Source organism: Paraburkholderia sp. NMBU_R16 (genome assembly GCF_013282575.1).
Classification (GTDB): Bacteria; Pseudomonadota; Gammaproteobacteria; order Burkholderiales; family Burkholderiaceae; genus Trinickia.
Map to the genome: position 1 here is coordinate 24073 of NZ_JAAAYE010000030.1, position 16703 is coordinate 40775.

The 16703-nt window shown below is 64.5% G+C and carries 19 protein-coding genes; 5 read left to right on the forward strand and 14 right to left on the reverse strand.

The features are described 5' to 3' along the window. Window positions 1–33: 33 nt before the first annotated feature. From GWC77_RS16495 to mltG, 8 genes are all read right to left on the reverse strand, one after another. On the reverse strand, window positions 34–1101 hold the full coding sequence (locus tag GWC77_RS16495; protein WP_173258630.1) for a glycosyltransferase family 4 protein: 1068 nt from the start codon (window positions 1099–1101) through the stop codon (window positions 34–36). A gap of 209 nt (window positions 1102–1310) precedes the next feature. Next, window positions 1311–1664, reverse strand: a complete 354-nt coding sequence (locus tag GWC77_RS16500; RefSeq protein ID WP_173258632.1) for a Rap1a/Tai family immunity protein — start codon at window positions 1662–1664, stop codon at window positions 1311–1313. A 108-nt stretch (window positions 1665–1772) separates the two neighbouring features. Continuing rightward, window positions 1773–2546, reverse strand: a complete 774-nt coding sequence (locus tag GWC77_RS16505; RefSeq protein WP_173258634.1) for an ankyrin repeat domain-containing protein — start codon at window positions 2544–2546, stop codon at window positions 1773–1775. Window positions 2547–2595: 49 nt separating this feature from the next. Further along, entirely contained in the window at window positions 2596–3387 is a 792-nt protein-coding gene (locus GWC77_RS16510; protein WP_173258636.1) for a TatD family hydrolase, read from the reverse strand. A 35-nt stretch (window positions 3388–3422) separates the two neighbouring features. After that, on the reverse strand, window positions 3423–3944 hold the full coding sequence (locus GWC77_RS16515; protein WP_173258638.1) for a GNAT family N-acetyltransferase: 522 nt from the start codon (window positions 3942–3944) through the stop codon (window positions 3423–3425). A gap of 14 nt (window positions 3945–3958) precedes the next feature. Beyond that, on the reverse strand, window positions 3959–5008 hold the full coding sequence (locus tag GWC77_RS16520) for a DNA polymerase III subunit delta' (RefSeq protein WP_173258639.1): 1050 nt from the start codon (window positions 5006–5008) through the stop codon (window positions 3959–3961). Between the two features lie 72 nt (window positions 5009–5080). Beyond that, window positions 5081–5701, reverse strand: a complete 621-nt coding sequence (tmk, locus tag GWC77_RS16525) for a dTMP kinase (RefSeq protein ID WP_173258641.1) — start codon at window positions 5699–5701, stop codon at window positions 5081–5083. Next, entirely contained in the window at window positions 5702–6715 is a 1014-nt protein-coding gene (gene mltG / locus GWC77_RS16530) for an endolytic transglycosylase MltG (protein WP_173258643.1), read from the reverse strand. It lies immediately after the preceding gene. Window positions 6716–6794: 79 nt separating this feature from the next. On the opposite strand from mltG, the gene GWC77_RS16535 reads away from it, so the two are divergent. Continuing rightward, the gene (locus GWC77_RS16535; RefSeq protein ID WP_173258645.1) at window positions 6795–7832 is read left to right on the forward strand and encodes a folate-binding protein YgfZ; all 1038 of its coding nucleotides are present in this window, start codon (window positions 6795–6797) and stop codon (window positions 7830–7832) included. Window positions 7833–7840: 8 nt separating this feature from the next. After that, on the forward strand, window positions 7841–8677 hold the full coding sequence (locus tag GWC77_RS16540; protein WP_173258647.1) for an NRDE family protein: 837 nt from the start codon (window positions 7841–7843) through the stop codon (window positions 8675–8677). A 4-nt stretch (window positions 8678–8681) separates the two neighbouring features. Here the strand turns inward: GWC77_RS16540 and GWC77_RS16545 are convergent, their stop codons facing one another. The 6 genes from GWC77_RS16545 to GWC77_RS16570 form a co-directional block, all read right to left on the reverse strand. After that, a complete protein-coding gene (locus tag GWC77_RS16545) occupies window positions 8682–9548 on the reverse strand; it encodes an SDR family NAD(P)-dependent oxidoreductase (protein WP_173258649.1) in 867 nt (288 codons plus the stop codon). Between the two features lie 16 nt (window positions 9549–9564). Beyond that, window positions 9565–10563, reverse strand: coding sequence for an NADP-dependent oxidoreductase (locus GWC77_RS16550; protein ID WP_173258651.1), 999 nt, complete (start codon window positions 10561–10563; stop codon window positions 9565–9567). Between the two features lie 112 nt (window positions 10564–10675). Beyond that, a complete protein-coding gene (locus GWC77_RS16555) occupies window positions 10676–11158 on the reverse strand; it encodes a PaaI family thioesterase (RefSeq protein WP_173258652.1) in 483 nt (160 codons plus the stop codon). A 27-nt stretch (window positions 11159–11185) separates the two neighbouring features. Beyond that, window positions 11186–11488, reverse strand: a complete 303-nt coding sequence (locus tag GWC77_RS16560) for a Dabb family protein (RefSeq protein ID WP_367949055.1) — start codon at window positions 11486–11488, stop codon at window positions 11186–11188. 107 nt (window positions 11489–11595) lie between these two features. Further along, a complete protein-coding gene (gene pncA, locus GWC77_RS16565) occupies window positions 11596–12222 on the reverse strand; it encodes a bifunctional nicotinamidase/pyrazinamidase (RefSeq protein WP_173258653.1) in 627 nt (208 codons plus the stop codon). Continuing rightward, entirely contained in the window at window positions 12219–13865 is a 1647-nt protein-coding gene (locus tag GWC77_RS16570) for a 3-(methylthio)propionyl-CoA ligase (protein WP_173258654.1), read from the reverse strand. The genes pncA and GWC77_RS16570 overlap by 4 nt, the downstream gene beginning before the upstream one ends. Before the next feature lie 138 nt (window positions 13866–14003). On the opposite strand from GWC77_RS16570, the gene GWC77_RS16575 reads away from it, so the two are divergent. From GWC77_RS16575 to GWC77_RS16585, 3 genes are all read left to right on the forward strand, one after another. Continuing rightward, window positions 14004–15560 carry a YdiU family protein gene (locus tag GWC77_RS16575; RefSeq protein ID WP_173258656.1) on the forward strand — a complete coding sequence of 519 codons (1557 nt, stop codon included), beginning with the start codon at window positions 14004–14006 and terminating at the stop codon, window positions 15558–15560. 62 nt (window positions 15561–15622) lie between these two features. Continuing rightward, complete coding sequence (msrB, locus tag GWC77_RS16580) at window positions 15623–16072, forward strand: peptide-methionine (R)-S-oxide reductase MsrB (protein WP_254367001.1); 450 nt, start codon at window positions 15623–15625, stop codon at window positions 16070–16072. 99 nt (window positions 16073–16171) lie between these two features. Then, window positions 16172–16702 carry a septation protein A gene (locus GWC77_RS16585; protein WP_173258658.1) on the forward strand — a complete coding sequence of 177 codons (531 nt, stop codon included), beginning with the start codon at window positions 16172–16174 and terminating at the stop codon, window positions 16700–16702. Window position 16703: the final 1 nt, after the last annotated feature.

Sequence of the window (16703 nt, forward strand, 5' to 3'; positions counted from 1 at the left end):
CCGCGCTTGTGTCGCCCTCGCCGGCTTTTGCGCTCAGCTTGTTTTCGAATCGATTACCTTGAAGCGCGAGCGCTTCTGAGCGCGGATGACCGTCTGATAAGCCTCCAGGTACTGCCCAGCCATGAAATGCGAGGTGAAGCGTTCCTCGAAGCGTTTGCGCACTCCCGCACGGGAGACGGTATGCAGCCGGTTGACCGCGGCGACGGCGCTGATCTCGTCTTCGACGATGAACCCTGACACCCCTTCGTCGACCACCTCGGGCACCGAGCCGCGATTGAACGCGATCACGGGCGTGCCGCAGGCCATGGCTTCGATCATGACGAGACCGAACGGCTCCGGCCAATCGACCGGGAACAGCAGTGCGTGCGCGCCCGACAGAAACGTCGCCTTCTCGTCATCGGCGATTTCGCCGATGAACTCGACGTGCGGCAAGTCGAAAAGCGGCTTGATCTCGCGCTCGAAATACTCTCGATCGGCTGCGTCGATCTTGGCCGCGATGCGAATCGGCAAGCCGCAATGCGAGGCAATCCGTATCGCCGTGTCGACGCGCTTTTCGGGTGAAATGCGGCCTAAAAACGCGAGGTACCGCTGTTCGACCGGCTGCGGCTCGTAAAGCGTGCGCGGCAGGCCGTGGTACACCGTCCTCAGCCATTTCGCCTGCGGCATCGGATGGCGCTGAGCATTGGAGATCGAGATGACGGGCGCCGTATCGAAGGTGTCGAAAACGGGCTGCTGCTCGGGCAGGTCGAGTCGGCCGTGCAGCGTCGTGACGAACGGCGTGTCCTGCCGGTTGAACAGCGAAAACGAGTAGTAGTCCATATGGAAATGCAGGACATCGAACTCGTCTGCGCGACGTCGCACGAGTTCCATCAGCAGCATATGCGGCGCAATGCGGTCGCGAATAGCCGGGTCGAGCCGCAGCGCCCGCGGCCAGACGGCCTCGAGCTTCGCACTCGTTTTGGAATCGCCGCTCGCAAAAAGCGTGACGTCGTGGCCCAGATCCACGAGCGCCTCGGTGATGTATGAGACGACGCGTTCCGTGCCGCCGTAAAGCTTCGGCGGAACGGATTCGGTCAAAGGTGCGATCTGCGCAATCTTCATTCGGTGTGAACTCCATGCAAGCGGGCGAGGTTCCGGACAACGCGGCGCCCGGGCGCCGTGTCAGTTCGACCGATCAGGGCGAGACCCGGGCCGTTCGCATCGCGGCGGCACTCGAGCCTTCATTATTGAGTACGGCTCTCGGAAGGAAACGCGCCATTTTCACTTATTCCCGGCTGTTACAGTCGGGAAACATGCGCCAGGCGACTGTTTCAATCGTGTTTGCAGGGAAATGCCTTGCCGAGGCCGAGCGAAACACTCGTACTGGCGTTGTAATCGGCCAGTTTCGGGTTTTCGGCCACGTATTTCCGGACCGCATCGACGAGCTGCTGGGGCTTCACGCCGCTCGGCAGGCAGAAATACTGGCCCACTCGCGGTCCCGTGGTGCCGCCGATCGCGTCGATCGTGTTATAGACGCCGTCGGCGACTCCCAGTACGTACGCCTTGCATGCCGCGCGCGAAACCGTATCGGTTCGACCGCACAACCCATTGAGCTCGCTCCCCGAAAACGCAAATGCCGCCACCGGCATGGCGAGTGCCCCAAGGCATATCAAAGCCCGCAACATGGTTATCCTTTTCTCCGAGCGGTAAATCCGCGGGCTGTGAACCGGTCCCGTACCTCGCGACCGGTCGACCCGTCAGGCAGGCACGGCGCCAGCCGTGCCAAAAAACGCTTATTTTGCACCGTTTTGCCCGCTTGCAGGGGCCACAGCGGACGCACTCGCGGCGTCGCGGGCGAACATGGCCTCCAGCCCTTCGGTCGCGTCCTTCGCGTGATATTGCTTCGCGAAGTCCAGTGCGGTCATGCCGATCTGGTTCTTGACCCGCGGGTCCGCCCCTGCATCCAGCAGCACTTTCATCGTCGTGATGTGATTGCCCCGCGCGGCCATCATGAGCGGCGTCGTGCCGTTCGGCGAAGGCGTATCGAGATAGGCGGAATGGTCGATCAGCAGTTGGACGATATCGTCGTGACCGTTTGCCGCGGCATAGTGCAATGGCGCCCAGCCCTTTTTGTTGACTTCGGCATCCTTGTCGATCAGCAGCTTGACGAGATCCATATCGCCGTTCAACGCGGCGAGCATCATGGCGTTTTCATCGGCGCTATCCACCTTGTCCAGATCGGTCTTGGGATTCGACGCGAGCACTTTGGCCACCTTGTCCGACTTCTCGCGTGCGGCAAGGACGATGAGCGGCATGTGCAGCTTGTCGGGCGTCGTCATGTTCGGATCCGCGCCTTGCGCGAGCAGCTTGGCAATGCGCTTGTCATCGTCGAATTTGACGGCTTTCACGATGCTGTCGGTGTCGGCTCCGTAGGCCGGCGCCACGGCGGCCGCGGCCACGAGCGCGGTTGCGCACGCGGCAAGCGCCCGGTGCAGGCGACTGGCGGTTCTCAGGCGGCAGGCGGCGCGGCCGAGGCGTTGAATGAGCGGCAGGGTGAGCGTGTTCATAGGCAATATGGTTTTCCTTTCTGTTGCCTGACAAAGGCGAACGTGTCGTTCAGCTCGAGGAAGGCACGGCCGAGGCGAATAGTCGGAAGAAATTCCGGGTCGTCGCTTCGGCGAGCGCTTCCGTGGGCATATCGCGTATCTGTGCGATGAAAGCTCCGACATGGCTGACGTACGCAGGTTCATTGGGTTTGCCACGGTAGGGAACCGGTGCGAGGTACGGCGAATCGGTTTCGATCAGCAAGCGCTCGAGCGGTACACGCCGTGCGACGTCCTGCACATCGGTCGCGCTCTTGAACGTGACGATGCCGGACAGCGAAATGTGGAAGTTCTGCGCGAGCGCGCGCTCGGCGATCGGCCACGGCTCCGTGAAGCAATGCATGACGCCGCCCGGGACGTGAGCCGCTTCTTCCTCCATGATCCGCAACGTATCGTCGGCCGACGCTCGCGTATGGACGATGAGCGGCTTCATCGTCGCGCGCGCGGCGCGGATATGCGTACGAAAGCGCTCGCGCTGCCATTCCATGTCGGCGATCGAGCGGCCTTCGAGCCGGTAGTAATCCAGTCCGGTCTCGCCGATCGCCACGACCTTCGGATGCTTCGCGAGCTCGACCAGTTCCGACACGGTGGGCTCGCGCGCGTCTTCATGGTCGGGATGCACGCCGACCGACGCAAAGACGTTTTCATGCGCCGAAGCAATGTCGAGCACGGCCGGAAGCGTCTCGAGATCGACGCTGACGCATAGCGCGTGCGTCACATGCTGAGCCCGCATGTTCTCGAGCACTTCGGGCAGGCGATCGGCCAGTCCTTCGAAGTTGATATGGCAATGAGAATCGACAAACATCCTGTGTTCCTTTGCGCAACGGCCGAACGGATTCGCTATGCGATCCGCTTGCCGAGAATGACGAGATCGCGCTCCACGCCGTCCAGCACCGCGACACGGGGCAGCGTGCCCCAGTCTTCGAACCCCGCCCGGCGAAACAAGGCGAGACTGGGCGCATTGTGGCCGAAGATGAATCCAAGCGCGGTATCGATCTGAAGACCGGGCGCCGCTTCGAGCGCTTTTTCCAGCAGTTGCCTGCCTAATCCACGGCCGCGTGCGCACTCGTCGAGGTAAATGCTGAGCTCGGCCGTGCGCGCATAGGCCGGACGCCCGTAGAAGTCGGAAAAGCTCAGCCAGCCGATCATGCGCCCCGCGCCATTGGGATCGTCGCGCTCCGGCTGCTCGGCGACCCACAATGGCCGACGCGCCGCGCCGTGGGCGTGGAACCACCGCAGGCGGCTCTCGACCGTCACGGGTTCGAGGTCGGCCGTGACGCTGCGCGAGGCGATCGTCGAATTGTAAATGGCGACGATCGCGGCAAGATCGTCGAGGGTTGCATCCCGAATGTGTATCGACATGGCGTGGGCTCGTTTCAAGCGTGCGCGGACTGGACGAAGAGCTCGCGGTAACCGAGAAACAGCGCCTCGAAGACGAGACGCGCGTTGAGCGGATGGTTTTCGACCGCACGTTCACGCGCGACGGTCTTCATATAGCGCGCGAACGCATTGGCGTCGATCCGCTGCGCGCAGTGCGCGAGATCGCGCGCCGCCGCAGGAAAGTAGCGCGGCCGATGGGCGGTGCGCTCGGCGAGCAAGTCGTAAAGCCAGCGCTGCAGCCAGCCGAGCACGACGGGCACCGGAAGCTTTTGCAGCGCCTCGGCGCAAGCGAAGGCGTCGCATTGCGGGCCGGCAGCGAGCTGCTTGAGCGTGAACTCGCGCAGCGGCCGGTTTTCGTCCGCGGCGAGCGCCAGTGCGGCGAGCGGTGCGCCGCCCGCCATGGCGAGTAGCGCGTCGGCGTCCGCCACACCTTGCTGCGCAAGCCAGTCGCGCGCGAGTTCGGGGGCGGGCGTCGGCATCGGCCATTGGCGGCACCGGCTGACGATCGTCGGCAAAAGCCTGTCGAGGCGTGCCGAGACGAGCAGAAAGACGACGCCGGGCGGCGGCTCCTCCAATGTCTTCAGGAGCGCGTTGGCCGCCGCCGCGTTGAGCGCTTCGGCCGGATAGACGAGCACCACGCGCGCGCCGCCGCGATGTGCGCCCACGCCGCAAAAATCGAGCAGCGCCCGCACCTGCTCGATCTTGATTTCCTTGCTGAGCGTGCGCGTCTTTTTGCCATCTTCGCTGTCCGCTTTCTCGTCCCGCTCAGCGGCAGCCGCCGACGAGCCCAGCTCCGAGGCCAGCGCTTCCGGGAACAGGGCCCGGTAGTCGGGGTGGTTGCCCTGGACGAACCAGTTGCAGGCCGCGCAGGCCCCGCAGGGTTCGCCGTTGGCGCGCGGGGCCTCGCACAGCAGGCCTTGCGCGACGTGCTGCGCGAAACGAAGTTTGCCGATACCGGCTTGGCCGTACAGCAAAAGCGCGTGCGGCCACTGCCCGCGCAACGATTGCAAGCGGTTCCAGTCGTCCAGTTGCCAAGGATGAATCATCGTCGAATCGTCCAGACGTTGCGTTTCAATGAGAAGCGGTCGCGGTGCCGCGTTCGTCGCGGCCGATTCGCCTCAAAGCGTCGACACCAGCTGCGCGAGCTGGTGACGGATTTCGTCGATGCCGAGCGTCGCATCGACAACCACGAACCGGTGCGGGGCTTCTTGCGCGCGCCGCAGATACTCGGCGCGGGTACGCTCGAAAAACGCGAGCGTCTCGCTCTCGAATTTGTCGGGCGAGCGCACCGCGCCGCGCCGCTCGCTGGCGGTCTGCGGCGGCACATCGAAAAGCACGGTCAGATCCGGCTGGAATCCGCCCTGCACCCAGCGTTCGAGCGCCTCGAGCTTATCGCGCGGCAAGCCCCGGCCGCCGCCTTGATAGGCGAACGTCGCATCGGTGAACCTGTCGCTCAAGACCCAGTCGCCGCGTGCCAGCGCAGGCTCGATGACCTGCGCGAGATGTTCCCGGCGTGCCGCGAACATCAGGAGCGCCTCAGTCTCGAGGTCCATCCGTTCGTGGAGCAGCAACTCGCGCAAGGCTTCGCCGAGCGGTGTGCCCCCGGGCTCGCGCGTCGTGACGACAGCGCTGCCCGCAGGGTTCAGCTTGTCTTCGAGACGTTCCCGAAACCATGCCAGATGCGTCGTTTTGCCTGCGCCGTCGATGCCTTCGAAGGTGATGAATTTGCCGCGCGCCATTTAGGGTTGACCTCGAATATATTTATCGACCGCCTTGTTGTGATCGCCGAGCGTATCGGAGAAGACACTGGTGCCGTCGCCGCGCGAGACGAAATAGAGCGCGCCCGTTGGCGCCGGCTTCGCCGCCGCCTCGAGCGATGCCGCGCCCGCAAGCGCAATAGGCGTCGGCGGCAAGCCGCGTCGCAGATAGGTGTTGTACGGGGTATCGGTTTGCAAGTCCCGCTTGCGCAGCCGGCCGGAATAGGCGTCGCCCAGCCCGTAGATCACCGACGGATCGGTTTGCAAGGGCATGCCGATACGCAACCGGTTGGCGAACACCGCCGCGACCAGCGGACGGTCCGCGGCCCTGCCCGTCTCCTTCTCGACGAGCGACGCCATCGTCAGCGCCTCATACGGCGTCTGGTACGGCAACCCAGGAGCGCGCTCGGCCCAGACGCGCGCGAGCTGCTGCTGCATCAACCGGTACGCGCGCCGGTACACGTCGATATCGCTCGATCCCTTGTCGAACAGGTACGTATCCGGGAAGAAAAGACCCTCGGCATTCGTGAGGTCCTTTTCCTGCGCCCCGATCGCTGCCAGCAACTGGGCGTCCGTCATGCCCGCGGTGTCGTGCTTGAGCGACGGGTCGGCGTCGATTTCGGCGCGCATGCGCTTGAACGACCAGCCTTCGATGATGGTGACGACGTCCTCGTTCGTGTCGCCGAGCGCCAGCTTTTGCAGCACTTCATACGGCGTCACACCGCTCTTGAACTCATAGTTGCCGGATTTCAGCCGCGTTTGCAGGCCCAGCGCGCGCGTCATCAGAACGAACGGTTCGGGTGCGAGCGCCACGCCGGCTCGGACGAGTTGCAACGCGACGCTGCGCACACTGCTGTGCGGCTTGATGGTGACATCGACCACGGGAGCCGACAGCGTGACCGGGCTCGTGGCCCAGAAATATCCGCCGCCCGCGGCGGCGGCAAGCAAAACCACGGCAACTGCACCGAGGGCGAAGCATTTCTTCAGAAGGGACATGCGAAACAAGGCTCGGGTAGACCCCATATAATAGCTTGCTCGCATCAGCCAAAGTCAGGATTGACCGGATATCGAATCCATGAATGCCCCCCACGCCCCCGATTTGCCCCCCGCTTCGCCCGCACCGGACCTATCCCGCCCGGCTGCCGGCGAATTCGACGCGGTTCTCGCGCGCGGCGCTTTCATGCCGCTCGACCAATTCGGTGTCATCGAGGCCACGGGAGACGACGCCGCGAGCTTCCTTCACGGCCAGCTGACGAACGACATCCAGCATCTGGACGCCGCGAGTGCACGGCTCGCTGGCTACTGTTCGCCGAAAGGCCGGCTCATCGCCTCCATGCTCACCTGGCGCGCCGGGCAATCGATTCGGCTGCTCGTCGCGCGATCGGTTTGCGCGAATGTTCAAAAGCGGCTGTCGATGTTCGTGTTGCGCGCGAAGGCAAAGCTTGCCGATATCACGGATGCGGTCACCGTGATCGGCTTCGCGGGCGATGTGCGTGAAGCGCTTTCCAGCGTATTCGAAGCGCTGCCCGACGGCGTGCATGTGCAGGTCGCCGGTCCCTTGGGTTCGCTCGTGCGTGTGCCCGACGCGAACGGCCGCGCTCGCTATTTGTGGATCGGCCCGAAAGCCGAGGTCGAGGCGTGCCTGCCGGAGCTCGAAGCCCGTCTCGCGCGCGTTTCCTCGGCCGTTTGGGATTGGCTGGACATCCGCGCAGGCGAGCCGCGCATCGCCGCGGACGTGGTCGAACAGTTCGTGCCGCAAATGGTCAATTTCGACGCGTTGGGCGCCGTCAACTTTCGTAAAGGCTGCTATCCGGGCCAGGAGGTCGTTGCACGCAGCCAGTACCGCGGCACGATCAAGCGGCGCGTGGCACTCGCGCATATCGCCGGCGATAGCGGCGCGGTGCGCGCCGGCGCCGAACTCTTTCACTCGGCCGATCCGGGCCAGCCGTGCGGGATGATCGTCAATGTCGCGGCGGCGCCACGAGGCGGTTTCGACGCGCTCGTCGAAATCAAGCTTGTGTCGCTCGAGGAAGGCGTCGTTCGAGTCGGCACCGCCGAGGGGCCGGAACTCGCGTTCGAGCCGTTGCCGTACGCATTGCCCACGGAAGCCTGACGCGACAGATGTGCCTCATCGTCTTCGACTGGCGGCCCGATGCGGCACACGGCCCTCTGTTCACGCTCGCCGCCAATCGCGACGAATATTTTCGGCGCGAGACCGCTCCGCTCGGATGGTGGACCGATCTTCCGCAAGTACTGGCCGGCCGCGACCTGGCCGGCGGCGGGACTTGGCTGGGCGTATCGCGCGACGGACGCTTCGCCGCGCTCACGAATTACCGCGCCCCGCTCGACACGCGGCCCGAAGCACCGACGCGCGGGATGCTCGTCGCGGACTATCTCGCCGGCGAGCGTCTTGCGCCGCTCGATTACCTCGCGCGGGTAGCCGAGCGCGGCGCAATCTACAACGGCTTCAATCTGCTGGCAGGCGATTTTGTCCGGCGCGAGCTCGCGTGGTACTGCAACCGGGGCGAAGCTCTGCCCGTCCTACTACCGCGCGGAACACACGGTATTTCGAATGCGGTGCTCGATACGCCTTGGCCCAAGCTCGCGAGAAAGCGCGCCGAACTGGCTGCGCTTACGAGTGCTGGCAACGGGCAAGCCCCGCTTGCGGCGCTCACCGAACTGATGCTCGACAGACAGATTGCGGCCGACGACACGCTGCCTCGCACGGGCATCCCGCTCGAACGCGAACGCGCGCTGTCCGCGGCGTTCATCGAGACGCCCGATTACGGGACCCGCGGGACGACGGCCTTGCGCGTCGATATCGGGAGCACGGGCCTTCAGGTCCATATCGCCGAGCGCAGCGACGATGACGGATCGCATCGCTTGCGCCGCCCGGGCGACGTCGAACGCATCTTCGATTTCCGGATCGACGGCGGCGCCTCGAACACCGGGGGCTGACGATTCACGCTGGACTGCTTGGACTGCTTGGACCGCTTGGATCGCTGGGCTGGCGCTGCATTTCGATATCTTCGTGCCGCAAGCGGACGCCCGGAAGCATGGCCGGATGCGTAAACACATAAAAGCGTTCGTCGCGTATCGCGTCGAACGTCGCGGCGGCGATATCGGTGGCCGTGAGCCGTCCGGCACGCACGGCTTTGCGCAACTCGCGCGCAGCGAGAATCTGCGACGCCGTCGGTCCCGTGTCGTTGCGCCAGCGCGCGGGGCGCGCGCGCTCGGCATCGGCGATGCCTGTCGGTGCGAACGCCGGGCTCAGCAGGGAGCACCCCACCGGGGCGCCCACCTTGCGCAAATCGTGATAGAGCGTTTCGGTCAGTCCGACGACGGCATGCTTCGAGGCGTTGTAGACGCTCATCAATGGCGGCGCGAGGAATCCCGCGACGGACGCGGTATTCACGATATGCGCAGGCTCGTTCTGCCCGATCATGATCGGCGTGAACACGCGCACACCATGCGCCACACCCATTACGTTCACGCCGAAGACCCACGCCCAATCGTTCGCGCTCATCTCCCAGGCGAGGCCGCTTGCACCCACGCCGGCATTGTTGAACAGCAGATGCGCTTTGCCATAGCTATCGAGCGTCTTGCGGGCGAGCGCTTCGACCGCGCCGCCGTCCGAGACATCGGTGGGCGCAGCGACGGCCTGCGCACCGGCCGCTCTCAGCGTCGCTGCCGTATCGGCCAGAGCATCGGAATCGATATCCGCGAGCACGAGTCTCATGCCGAGCGCGGCGCCCTGTTCGGCAAACGCGCGGCCCAATCCGCTCGCCGCACCGGTAATCACGGCAACCTTGCCTTCGAACGCCTGCATGACGAACTCCGAGTCCTCAAACGAGCTTGACGAGTTGCTTGCCGAAGTTACGCCCTTTGAGAAGCCCCATCAAAGCTTCGGGCGCACGCTCGAGCCCCTCCATTATGCTTTCGCGATAGTTCAGCTTCTTTTGCGCAACGAGCGAGGCGAGCTCGGCCAACGCTCGCGGCCAGATATCCATATGCTCGGTCACGATGAAACCCTGCAATGTCAGGCGCATCGCCAGGATCAGCGCAGGCTGCCGAAGCGGCTGGGGCGCTCCGTCGTAGCCCGCGATCATGCCGCATAACGCGATGCGCCCAAACGGGTTCATCCGCGTGAGCGTCGCATCGAGCGAGGCGCCGCCCACGTTTTCGAAGCAGCCATCGACGCCCTCGGGCGTGGCAGCCTCGAGGTCCTCCTGGAGCTTGCCGGCCTTATAGTCGACACAGGCGTCGAAGCCGAGTGTCTGCGTCACATAGCGGCACTTCTCGGCGCCGCCGGCAATCCCCACGGCGCGGCATCCGGCCAACTTCGCCAACTGGCCCACGACGCTGCCGACGGCACCGCTGGCCGCGCTGACGACGATCGTCTGCCCTGCCCACGGCGCGATGATCTCGTTGAACCCGTACCACGCCGTCACGCCCGGCATTCCCGCGACGCCAAGATAAGCCGAGAGCGGGATCGCCGTATCGTCGACCTTCGTTACGCCCGTGCCGTCCGATGTGCCGAATTCCTGCCAACCGAATACGCCCGTGACCTTGTCGCCCACGGAGAAGCGTGCATTGCGCGATTCCACGACTTCACCGGCCGTTGCGCCGATCATCACTTCGCCGAGCGGTTGCGGCGCGGCGTACGACTTCGTTTCGTTCATCCGGCCGCGCATGTACGGGTCGATCGACAGCCAATGATTACGGACACGAAACTGCCCGTCGGCAAGCGGCTCGAGCGGCGTTGCGACGAGCTGGAAGTTGTCGGCCGTCATGGCGCCCTGTGGACGCGAGACGAGCAGCACGCGGCGGTTCACCTGAGTCATGGCGATCTTCTCCTTCGATAAGCGTCCGGCAAGCGCAACGCCGAAAACGATCCAATCCCCTCGGACGGCGGCAGCCCGGGGGCCGTGGCCGCCCGAGCGGCAGGCGCGAGGATCAGCCGTCGCTGGGGCCTGGTTTGCCCGCCGGTATGCGCCGGGTTCGCTGCTCGACGATGTCCCGGCCGACGGCCAGACGCCGCATGTATTTGAACGTGCCGAGTGCCTTGGCGACGAAGTGGCCCTCGCTGTCGCGCACCTCGCCTTCGCAATACGCCATCGTCGTCGAACGATGCAGCACGCGGCCGAATGCGCGCAACTCGCCGCGCCCGGGTTGCATGAAATTCACCTTCATTTCGACCGTGACTACGCCCATACCGTCGCCGGCCAGGCTGCGCGCGGCGGTCGCGAGCGCAACATCGGCCAGCGTCATGGTGACGCCGCCGTGCGCGACCTGCCATGTGTTCATATGGGTTGCGTCGAGCGGCAGTTCGACCTCGCTGACACCGTCGGCGGCGGATACGAGACGCACACCGAGGTGATCGACGAAGGGGCTTTCGATCACATTGGCATGACCGGCGGAAGGCGGAGTGTGCGGCATCGCGGTTTTTGCGGGGGCTGGTGGGTCTCAGATTTCGTAGTCGATGCACTGGCGCGCTTCGCGCACAGCGCCGACGAACGACTTGAGCGCTTCGTGCGTGGGATGAACCTGATACGCGTCGAGCGCGGCCTTGTCGGCGAAATCGGACACGAGTACGACGTCGTAGGTCGATTCGAGCCCGGGCTCGGCAATGCCGACTTCGATGCGCAGAATGCCCGGCACGATATCGCGGCAGCCTTCGAGCTTTTCCTTCAGCTTCAATGCGTTTTCGGCGCGCGTTGCACCTTCTGCCGTGTCCTTCAATTTCCACATGACGATGTGTCGAATCACGCTGAGCTCCGTTCGTTTGCGTTCGGCCGGCTGTCGCGCCGACGGTCGGCCTGTCAGATGTCAGCGACGGATGATACCCGTTTCGTTTCAAGCCCGTCTGAGGCCGACTACCGCAATGCGTCCTCGGCGCGAGCGCGCGCAATGCCAGCCGCCGCCATGTCCCGCCACGCTCGTTCGAGCGAGCCCTCGAGGTCGATGGCTCGGCAGGCGTCTTCGACGACGACGGCTTCGAAGCCCGCGGCCCGTGCATCGAGCGCGGTCCATGCCACGCAGTAGTCCGTTGCGAGACCGCAGCACCAGACCCGCTTGACGCCCGACTCCCGCAAATAGCCGGCCAGTCCGGTCGGCGTTTCGCGATCGGCCTCGACGAAGGCCGAGTAACTGTCGATCGTGCGGCGATAGCCCTTGCGAATGACGAGCCTCGCATGGGCGATGTCGAGCGATTCGTGCAGCGCCGCGCCCGCCGTGCCCTGCACGCAGTGCACGGGCCACAGCACCTGATCGCCGTACGGCAACGCGATGCGCTCGAACGGTGACTTCCCGGCATGGCTCGCGGCGAACGAGATGTGGTCCCGCGGATGCCAGTCCTGAGTCACGACCACATGTTCGAACGCGCGTGCGAGCCGATTCGCCACGGGCACGACTTCGTCACCGCGTGCTACGGCCAGGGCACCGCCCGGCATGAAGTCGTTTTGCAGATCGATTACGAGGAGGGCCTCGTCTTGCCCTTTCATGTTCGCTCCTTCGTCGGCCACACATGATCCCGGAACATATCGCGCAGCTTCATCTTCGATAGTTTGCCCGTCGCCGTATGGGGCAATTCAGGCACGAAAACGATGTCGTCGGGAATCCACCACTTCGCCAGTTTGCCTTCGTAAAATGCGCGCAGCGCCTCGCGAGTCAGGCCATCGCCGGTCGGCCGTTTGACGACGACGAGCAGCGGACGTTCGCCCCATTTCGGATGCGGGCATGCGACGCAAGCTGCTTCGGCGACATCGGGATGGGCGACGGCGATATTCTCCACCTCGCTCGAGCTGATCCATTCGCCGCCGGATTTGATGACGTCCTTGCTGCGATCGGTGATATGCAGGAAGCCTTCGCGGTCGATCGTCGCCACGTCGCCCGTCGGGAACCAACCGTCGACGAGCGCGGACGTTTCGGTCGCGAAGTAGCGGTCGATCACCCATGGGCCGCGTACGTATAGATCGCCGAACGCCACGCCGTCGCGCGGCAATTCCACGCCGTTCGCATCGACGATCTTCATATCGACGCCGAAGATGACCGTGCCCTGCTTTTCAAGCAACCGCCGCTGTTCTTCGCGCGGGCGCTGCGATTGCTCCCAGTTGAGTCGCGCAAGCGTGCCAAGCGGTGAAAGCTCGGTCATGCCCCAGGCATGGATCACGCGCACGCCATAATCGTCTTCGAAGCTGCGCAGCATCGCCGGGGGACAGCTGGAGCCGCCGATGACCGTGCGTTCGAGCGACGAAAAGCGCTTGCCGCCTTCGCGCACGTGGGCGAGCAAGCCCATCCAGACCGTGGGCACGCCAGCCGAAAAGGTGACCCGCTCCGCCTCCATCAGTTCGTAAAGCGATTTGCCGTCGAGATCCTTGCCCGGCAGCACCAGCTTTGCCCCGTTCAGAGGCGCCGCGTGAGGGATGCCCCAGGCGTTGACATGGAACATGGGCACGACGGGGAGCACCGAATCGCGCGCCGAAATTCCCATCGCGCCGGTCAGCGATGCGCCGTAGGCATGCAGCACCACGGACCGATGCGAGTACAGCGCGCCTTTCGGATGCCCCGTCGTACCCGACGTATAGCAAAGATAGGAGGCGAGCCGCTCGTCGAGCTCGGGCCACTCGAAGTCACCCTCCTCGGCCGCGAGCAGTGGCTCGTAGTACAGCAAAGGCACATTGCCCGGAGGGCTTTCCTTCGGCGCATCCCCGAGCGCGATCCAGCCCTTCACGTTCGGGCAGCGCGGCGCGAGCTCGGCCACGAGCGGCGCGAACGTCGTATCGAACAGAACGTATCGATCGTCGGCATGCGCAACGATATAGGCAATCTGTTCTGGAAAAAGCCGCGGATTGATCGTATGGCAAACCGCACCGAACCCCGTCGTCCCATAATAGGCTTCGAGGTGACGATAGCCGTTCCACGCCAAAGTACCGACGCGCTCTCCGGGCTGCACGCCCAGCCGGATCAGCGCCTGCGCGAGTTGTCGGGCGCGCTTTTCGCAATCGCGATAGGTATAGCGGTGAATATCGCCCTCGATGCGCCGGGAAACGATCTCCGTCTCCCCCGCATAACGCGCGGCATGCCGCAGCAGCATCGAAACGTTGAGCGGTATGTCCATCATCTGGCCCAGCAACGGCTCGGTCATGGCGGCGCCCTCCCATTTTCGTTGTCGTCCCGCGACCGCGTCCGGTCCACTCGAGTGCCCGCAGCCCGGGCTCGCGCGGCTTCCGACGCGCCCTCGGCCGGCGCCTTACAATAGCGGGTAACTCAAAGGCACCTCAATATGTCGTTTTCCCCAAGCATCGCAGCACGGCTCGACGCCCCCGATGAACTCGCGAGCGCGCTGGGCACCGCGCGCAGCGGCTCGTTCGCCGAGCTCGGCTCCGCGTTTTTCACGCGGCTGCCCGCGGCCCCGCTACCCGCACCTTATCTGGTGGCGTTTTCGGCCGACGCGGCAGCGCTCGTGGGGCTCGAGCCGCGCATCGCCGAGACGCCCGGCTTCGTCGAGCTTTTCAGCGGCAATGCGACACGCGAATGGCCGCAGGCGGCGCTGCCGTACGCCTCTGTCTACTCGGGGCACCAATTCGGCGTCTGGGCGGGACAGCTTGGCGACGGCCGCGCGCTCTCGCTCGGCGAGCTCGAGCACGGCGGTCTGCGCAACGAGCTGCAGCTAAAAGGCAGCGGCCGCACCCCCTACTCGCGCATGGGGGATGGACGCGCCGTCCTGCGCTCTTCGATCCGCGAATTTCTCTGCTCGGAGGCCATGCATCACCTCGGCATTCCGACGACGCGTGCACTATGCGTGATCGGATCCGATCAACCCGTGCGCCGCGAGGAGATCGAAACGGCGGCTGTCGTCACACGGGTGGCGCCGAGCTTCGTTCGTTTCGGACATTTCGAGCATTTCTATGCGGGCGAGCAGATCGACGCGCTGCGCGCGCTCGCGGATCATGTGATCGATCGTTTTTACCCGCAGTGCCGGGAAACGCCGGACCCTTATGTCGCCATGCTTGCACAGATAGTCACCCGTACCGCCGACATGGTTGCGCAGTGGCAGGCAGTGGGTTTTTGCCACGGCGTCATGAATACGGACAACATGTCGGTACTGGGCCTCACGATCGACTACGGTCCGTTCGGCTTTCTCGATGCCTTCGACGCCAACCACATCTGCAACCATTCGGATACGCAGGGCCGCTACGCGTACCGCATGCAGCCGCAGATCGCCTATTGGAACTGCTTTTGCCTGGCGCAGGCGCTGCTGCCGCTCATCGGCGCGCATCACGAGGAGAGTGTGCGCGCCGAGCGGTCGGTCGCCGACGCGCAACAGGCGCTCGAAGGATTCAAGGCCCGCTTCGCACCGGCGTTCGAACGCCGGATGTGCGACAAGCTCGGCTTGTCGGACGTGCGTCCGGGCGATGACAAGCTCGTCGACCGACTGCTCGAACTCATGCATGCCAGCCGTGCCGATTTCACGCTGACGTTCCGCCGCCTCGCGCAGGTCTCGAAGGACGACGCGCGCGGCGATGCGCCGGTGCGCGATATGTTCCTCGATCGGGAAGCGTTCGACCGATGGGCCGCGGACTATCGCGCGCGGCTTGCGTTGGACCCGCGCGACGACGCCACGCGCCGCGAGGCGATGAATCGCATCAATCCGAAGTATGTGCTGCGCAATCATCTGGCCGAAACCGCGATCAGGCGGGCGACGGAAAAGGACTTTTCCGAAGCGGCGCGCCTTGCCGCGGTGCTCTCGCGGCCATTCGACGAGCAGCCGGAATTCGAGGACTACGCGGCGCTGCCGCCAGAGTGGGCGGGCACGCTCTCGGTGAGTTGCTCGTCGTAGCCCTCTTCACGCTCTCAACGAGCGCCCGCCAAGCGGGTGCCATTCGATGGAGACATCTCCCCATGAACCGTCATACCGATCCTCACGATCCGCTCGCCTCCCCGGCTCCCACCGACGAAGACTATCCGCTGGGCAAACCCGACGAAGCGTGGCGCGATCAGCTCTCCGAAACCGAGTACGAGGTTACGCGCCATGCCGCCACGGAGCGGCCTTTCACGGGCCGGTACTGGGATCACTGGGAACGCGGCATTTACGATTGCGTGTGCTGCGGAACGCCGCTTTTCGAGTCGTCGACGAAATTCGACGCAGGCTGCGGCTGGCCCAGCTATTTCAAGCCCATCAACGGCGAGGTCATCGAAGAGCGTACCGATCGCTCGCATGGCATGCTGCGCATCGAAGTGCGTTGCAAGCACTGCGGCGCACACCTGGGCCATGTATTCGAGGATGGTCCGGCACCGACGGGGCTGCGTTACTGCATCAATTCGGCTGCGCTACAATTCGACCCCAAGTAGCGCCGCCCGGCGTGCCGCCCCTGGTTCTCGAGCGGGGCCGAACAGGGTGGCCGCGTTCGCCGACATTTCGTCGCCTTCTTCCGACACCCTCGGCCATTCATGAAATTTCTCTTCGACCTCTTCCCGATCATCCTCTTTTTCGTCGCATTCAAGGTCTGGGGCATCTTCACGGCGACAGCCGTCGCCATTGCCGCGACCTTGCTGCAAGTTGCCTGGGTCGCGTTTCGCCATCGCAAGGTCGATACGATGCTGTGGGTCAGTCTCGCCGTCATCGTCGTCTTTGGGGGTGCGACGCTCGTCTTGCACGATCAGAAATTCATTCAGTGGAAACCGACCGCGCTTTACTGGCTCTTCGCGTTGGGCCTGCTCGTCGCGCGCTATGGCTTTCGCAAGAACCTGATCGAGACCATGATGGGCAAACAGCTGAGCCTGCCCGGCGGCGTCTGGGACAAGCTCAACGTGGCGTGGGCGCTTTTTTTCGTGGCGCTCGGTGTGGCCAACCTCTATGTGGTCGGCAATTTCACGGAGTCGCAGTGGGTCAACTTCAAGCTGTTCGGCACGACGGGGGCGATGGTCGTCTTCATCGTCGCGCAGAGTCTGTGGCTTGCGAAGTATTTGAAGGAGGAGTGAG

Coding starts and splice junctions, on each gene's coding strand:
- GWC77_RS16495 (WP_173258630.1), bottom strand. CDS start 1,101: ATGAAGATTGCGCAGATCGCACCTTTGACCGAATCCGTTCCGCCGAAG.
- GWC77_RS16500 (WP_173258632.1), bottom strand. CDS start 1,664: ATGTTGCGGGCTTTGATATGCCTTGGGGCACTCGCCATGCCGGTGGCG.
- GWC77_RS16505 (WP_173258634.1), bottom strand. CDS start 2,546: ATGAACACGCTCACCCTGCCGCTCATTCAACGCCTCGGCCGCGCCGCC.
- GWC77_RS16510 (WP_173258636.1), bottom strand. CDS start 3,387: ATGTTTGTCGATTCTCATTGCCATATCAACTTCGAAGGACTGGCCGAT.
- GWC77_RS16515 (WP_173258638.1), bottom strand. CDS start 3,944: ATGTCGATACACATTCGGGATGCAACCCTCGACGATCTTGCCGCGATC.
- GWC77_RS16520 (WP_173258639.1), bottom strand. CDS start 5,008: ATGATTCATCCTTGGCAACTGGACGACTGGAACCGCTTGCAATCGTTG.
- tmk (WP_173258641.1), bottom strand. CDS start 5,701: ATGGCGCGCGGCAAATTCATCACCTTCGAAGGCATCGACGGCGCAGGC.
- mltG (WP_173258643.1), bottom strand. CDS start 6,715: ATGTCCCTTCTGAAGAAATGCTTCGCCCTCGGTGCAGTTGCCGTGGTT.
- GWC77_RS16535 (WP_173258645.1), top strand. CDS start 6,795: ATGAATGCCCCCCACGCCCCCGATTTGCCCCCCGCTTCGCCCGCACCG.
- GWC77_RS16540 (WP_173258647.1), top strand. CDS start 7,841: ATGTGCCTCATCGTCTTCGACTGGCGGCCCGATGCGGCACACGGCCCT.
- GWC77_RS16545 (WP_173258649.1), bottom strand. CDS start 9,548: ATGCAGGCGTTCGAAGGCAAGGTTGCCGTGATTACCGGTGCGGCGAGC.
- GWC77_RS16550 (WP_173258651.1), bottom strand. CDS start 10,563: ATGACTCAGGTGAACCGCCGCGTGCTGCTCGTCTCGCGTCCACAGGGC.
- GWC77_RS16555 (WP_173258652.1), bottom strand. CDS start 11,158: ATGCCGCACACTCCGCCTTCCGCCGGTCATGCCAATGTGATCGAAAGC.
- pncA (WP_173258653.1), bottom strand. CDS start 12,222: ATGAAAGGGCAAGACGAGGCCCTCCTCGTAATCGATCTGCAAAACGAC.
- GWC77_RS16570 (WP_173258654.1), bottom strand. CDS start 13,865: ATGACCGAGCCGTTGCTGGGCCAGATGATGGACATACCGCTCAACGTT.
- GWC77_RS16575 (WP_173258656.1), top strand. CDS start 14,004: ATGTCGTTTTCCCCAAGCATCGCAGCACGGCTCGACGCCCCCGATGAA.
- msrB (WP_254367001.1), top strand. CDS start 15,623: ATGAACCGTCATACCGATCCTCACGATCCGCTCGCCTCCCCGGCTCCC.
- GWC77_RS16585 (WP_173258658.1), top strand. CDS start 16,172: ATGAAATTTCTCTTCGACCTCTTCCCGATCATCCTCTTTTTCGTCGCA.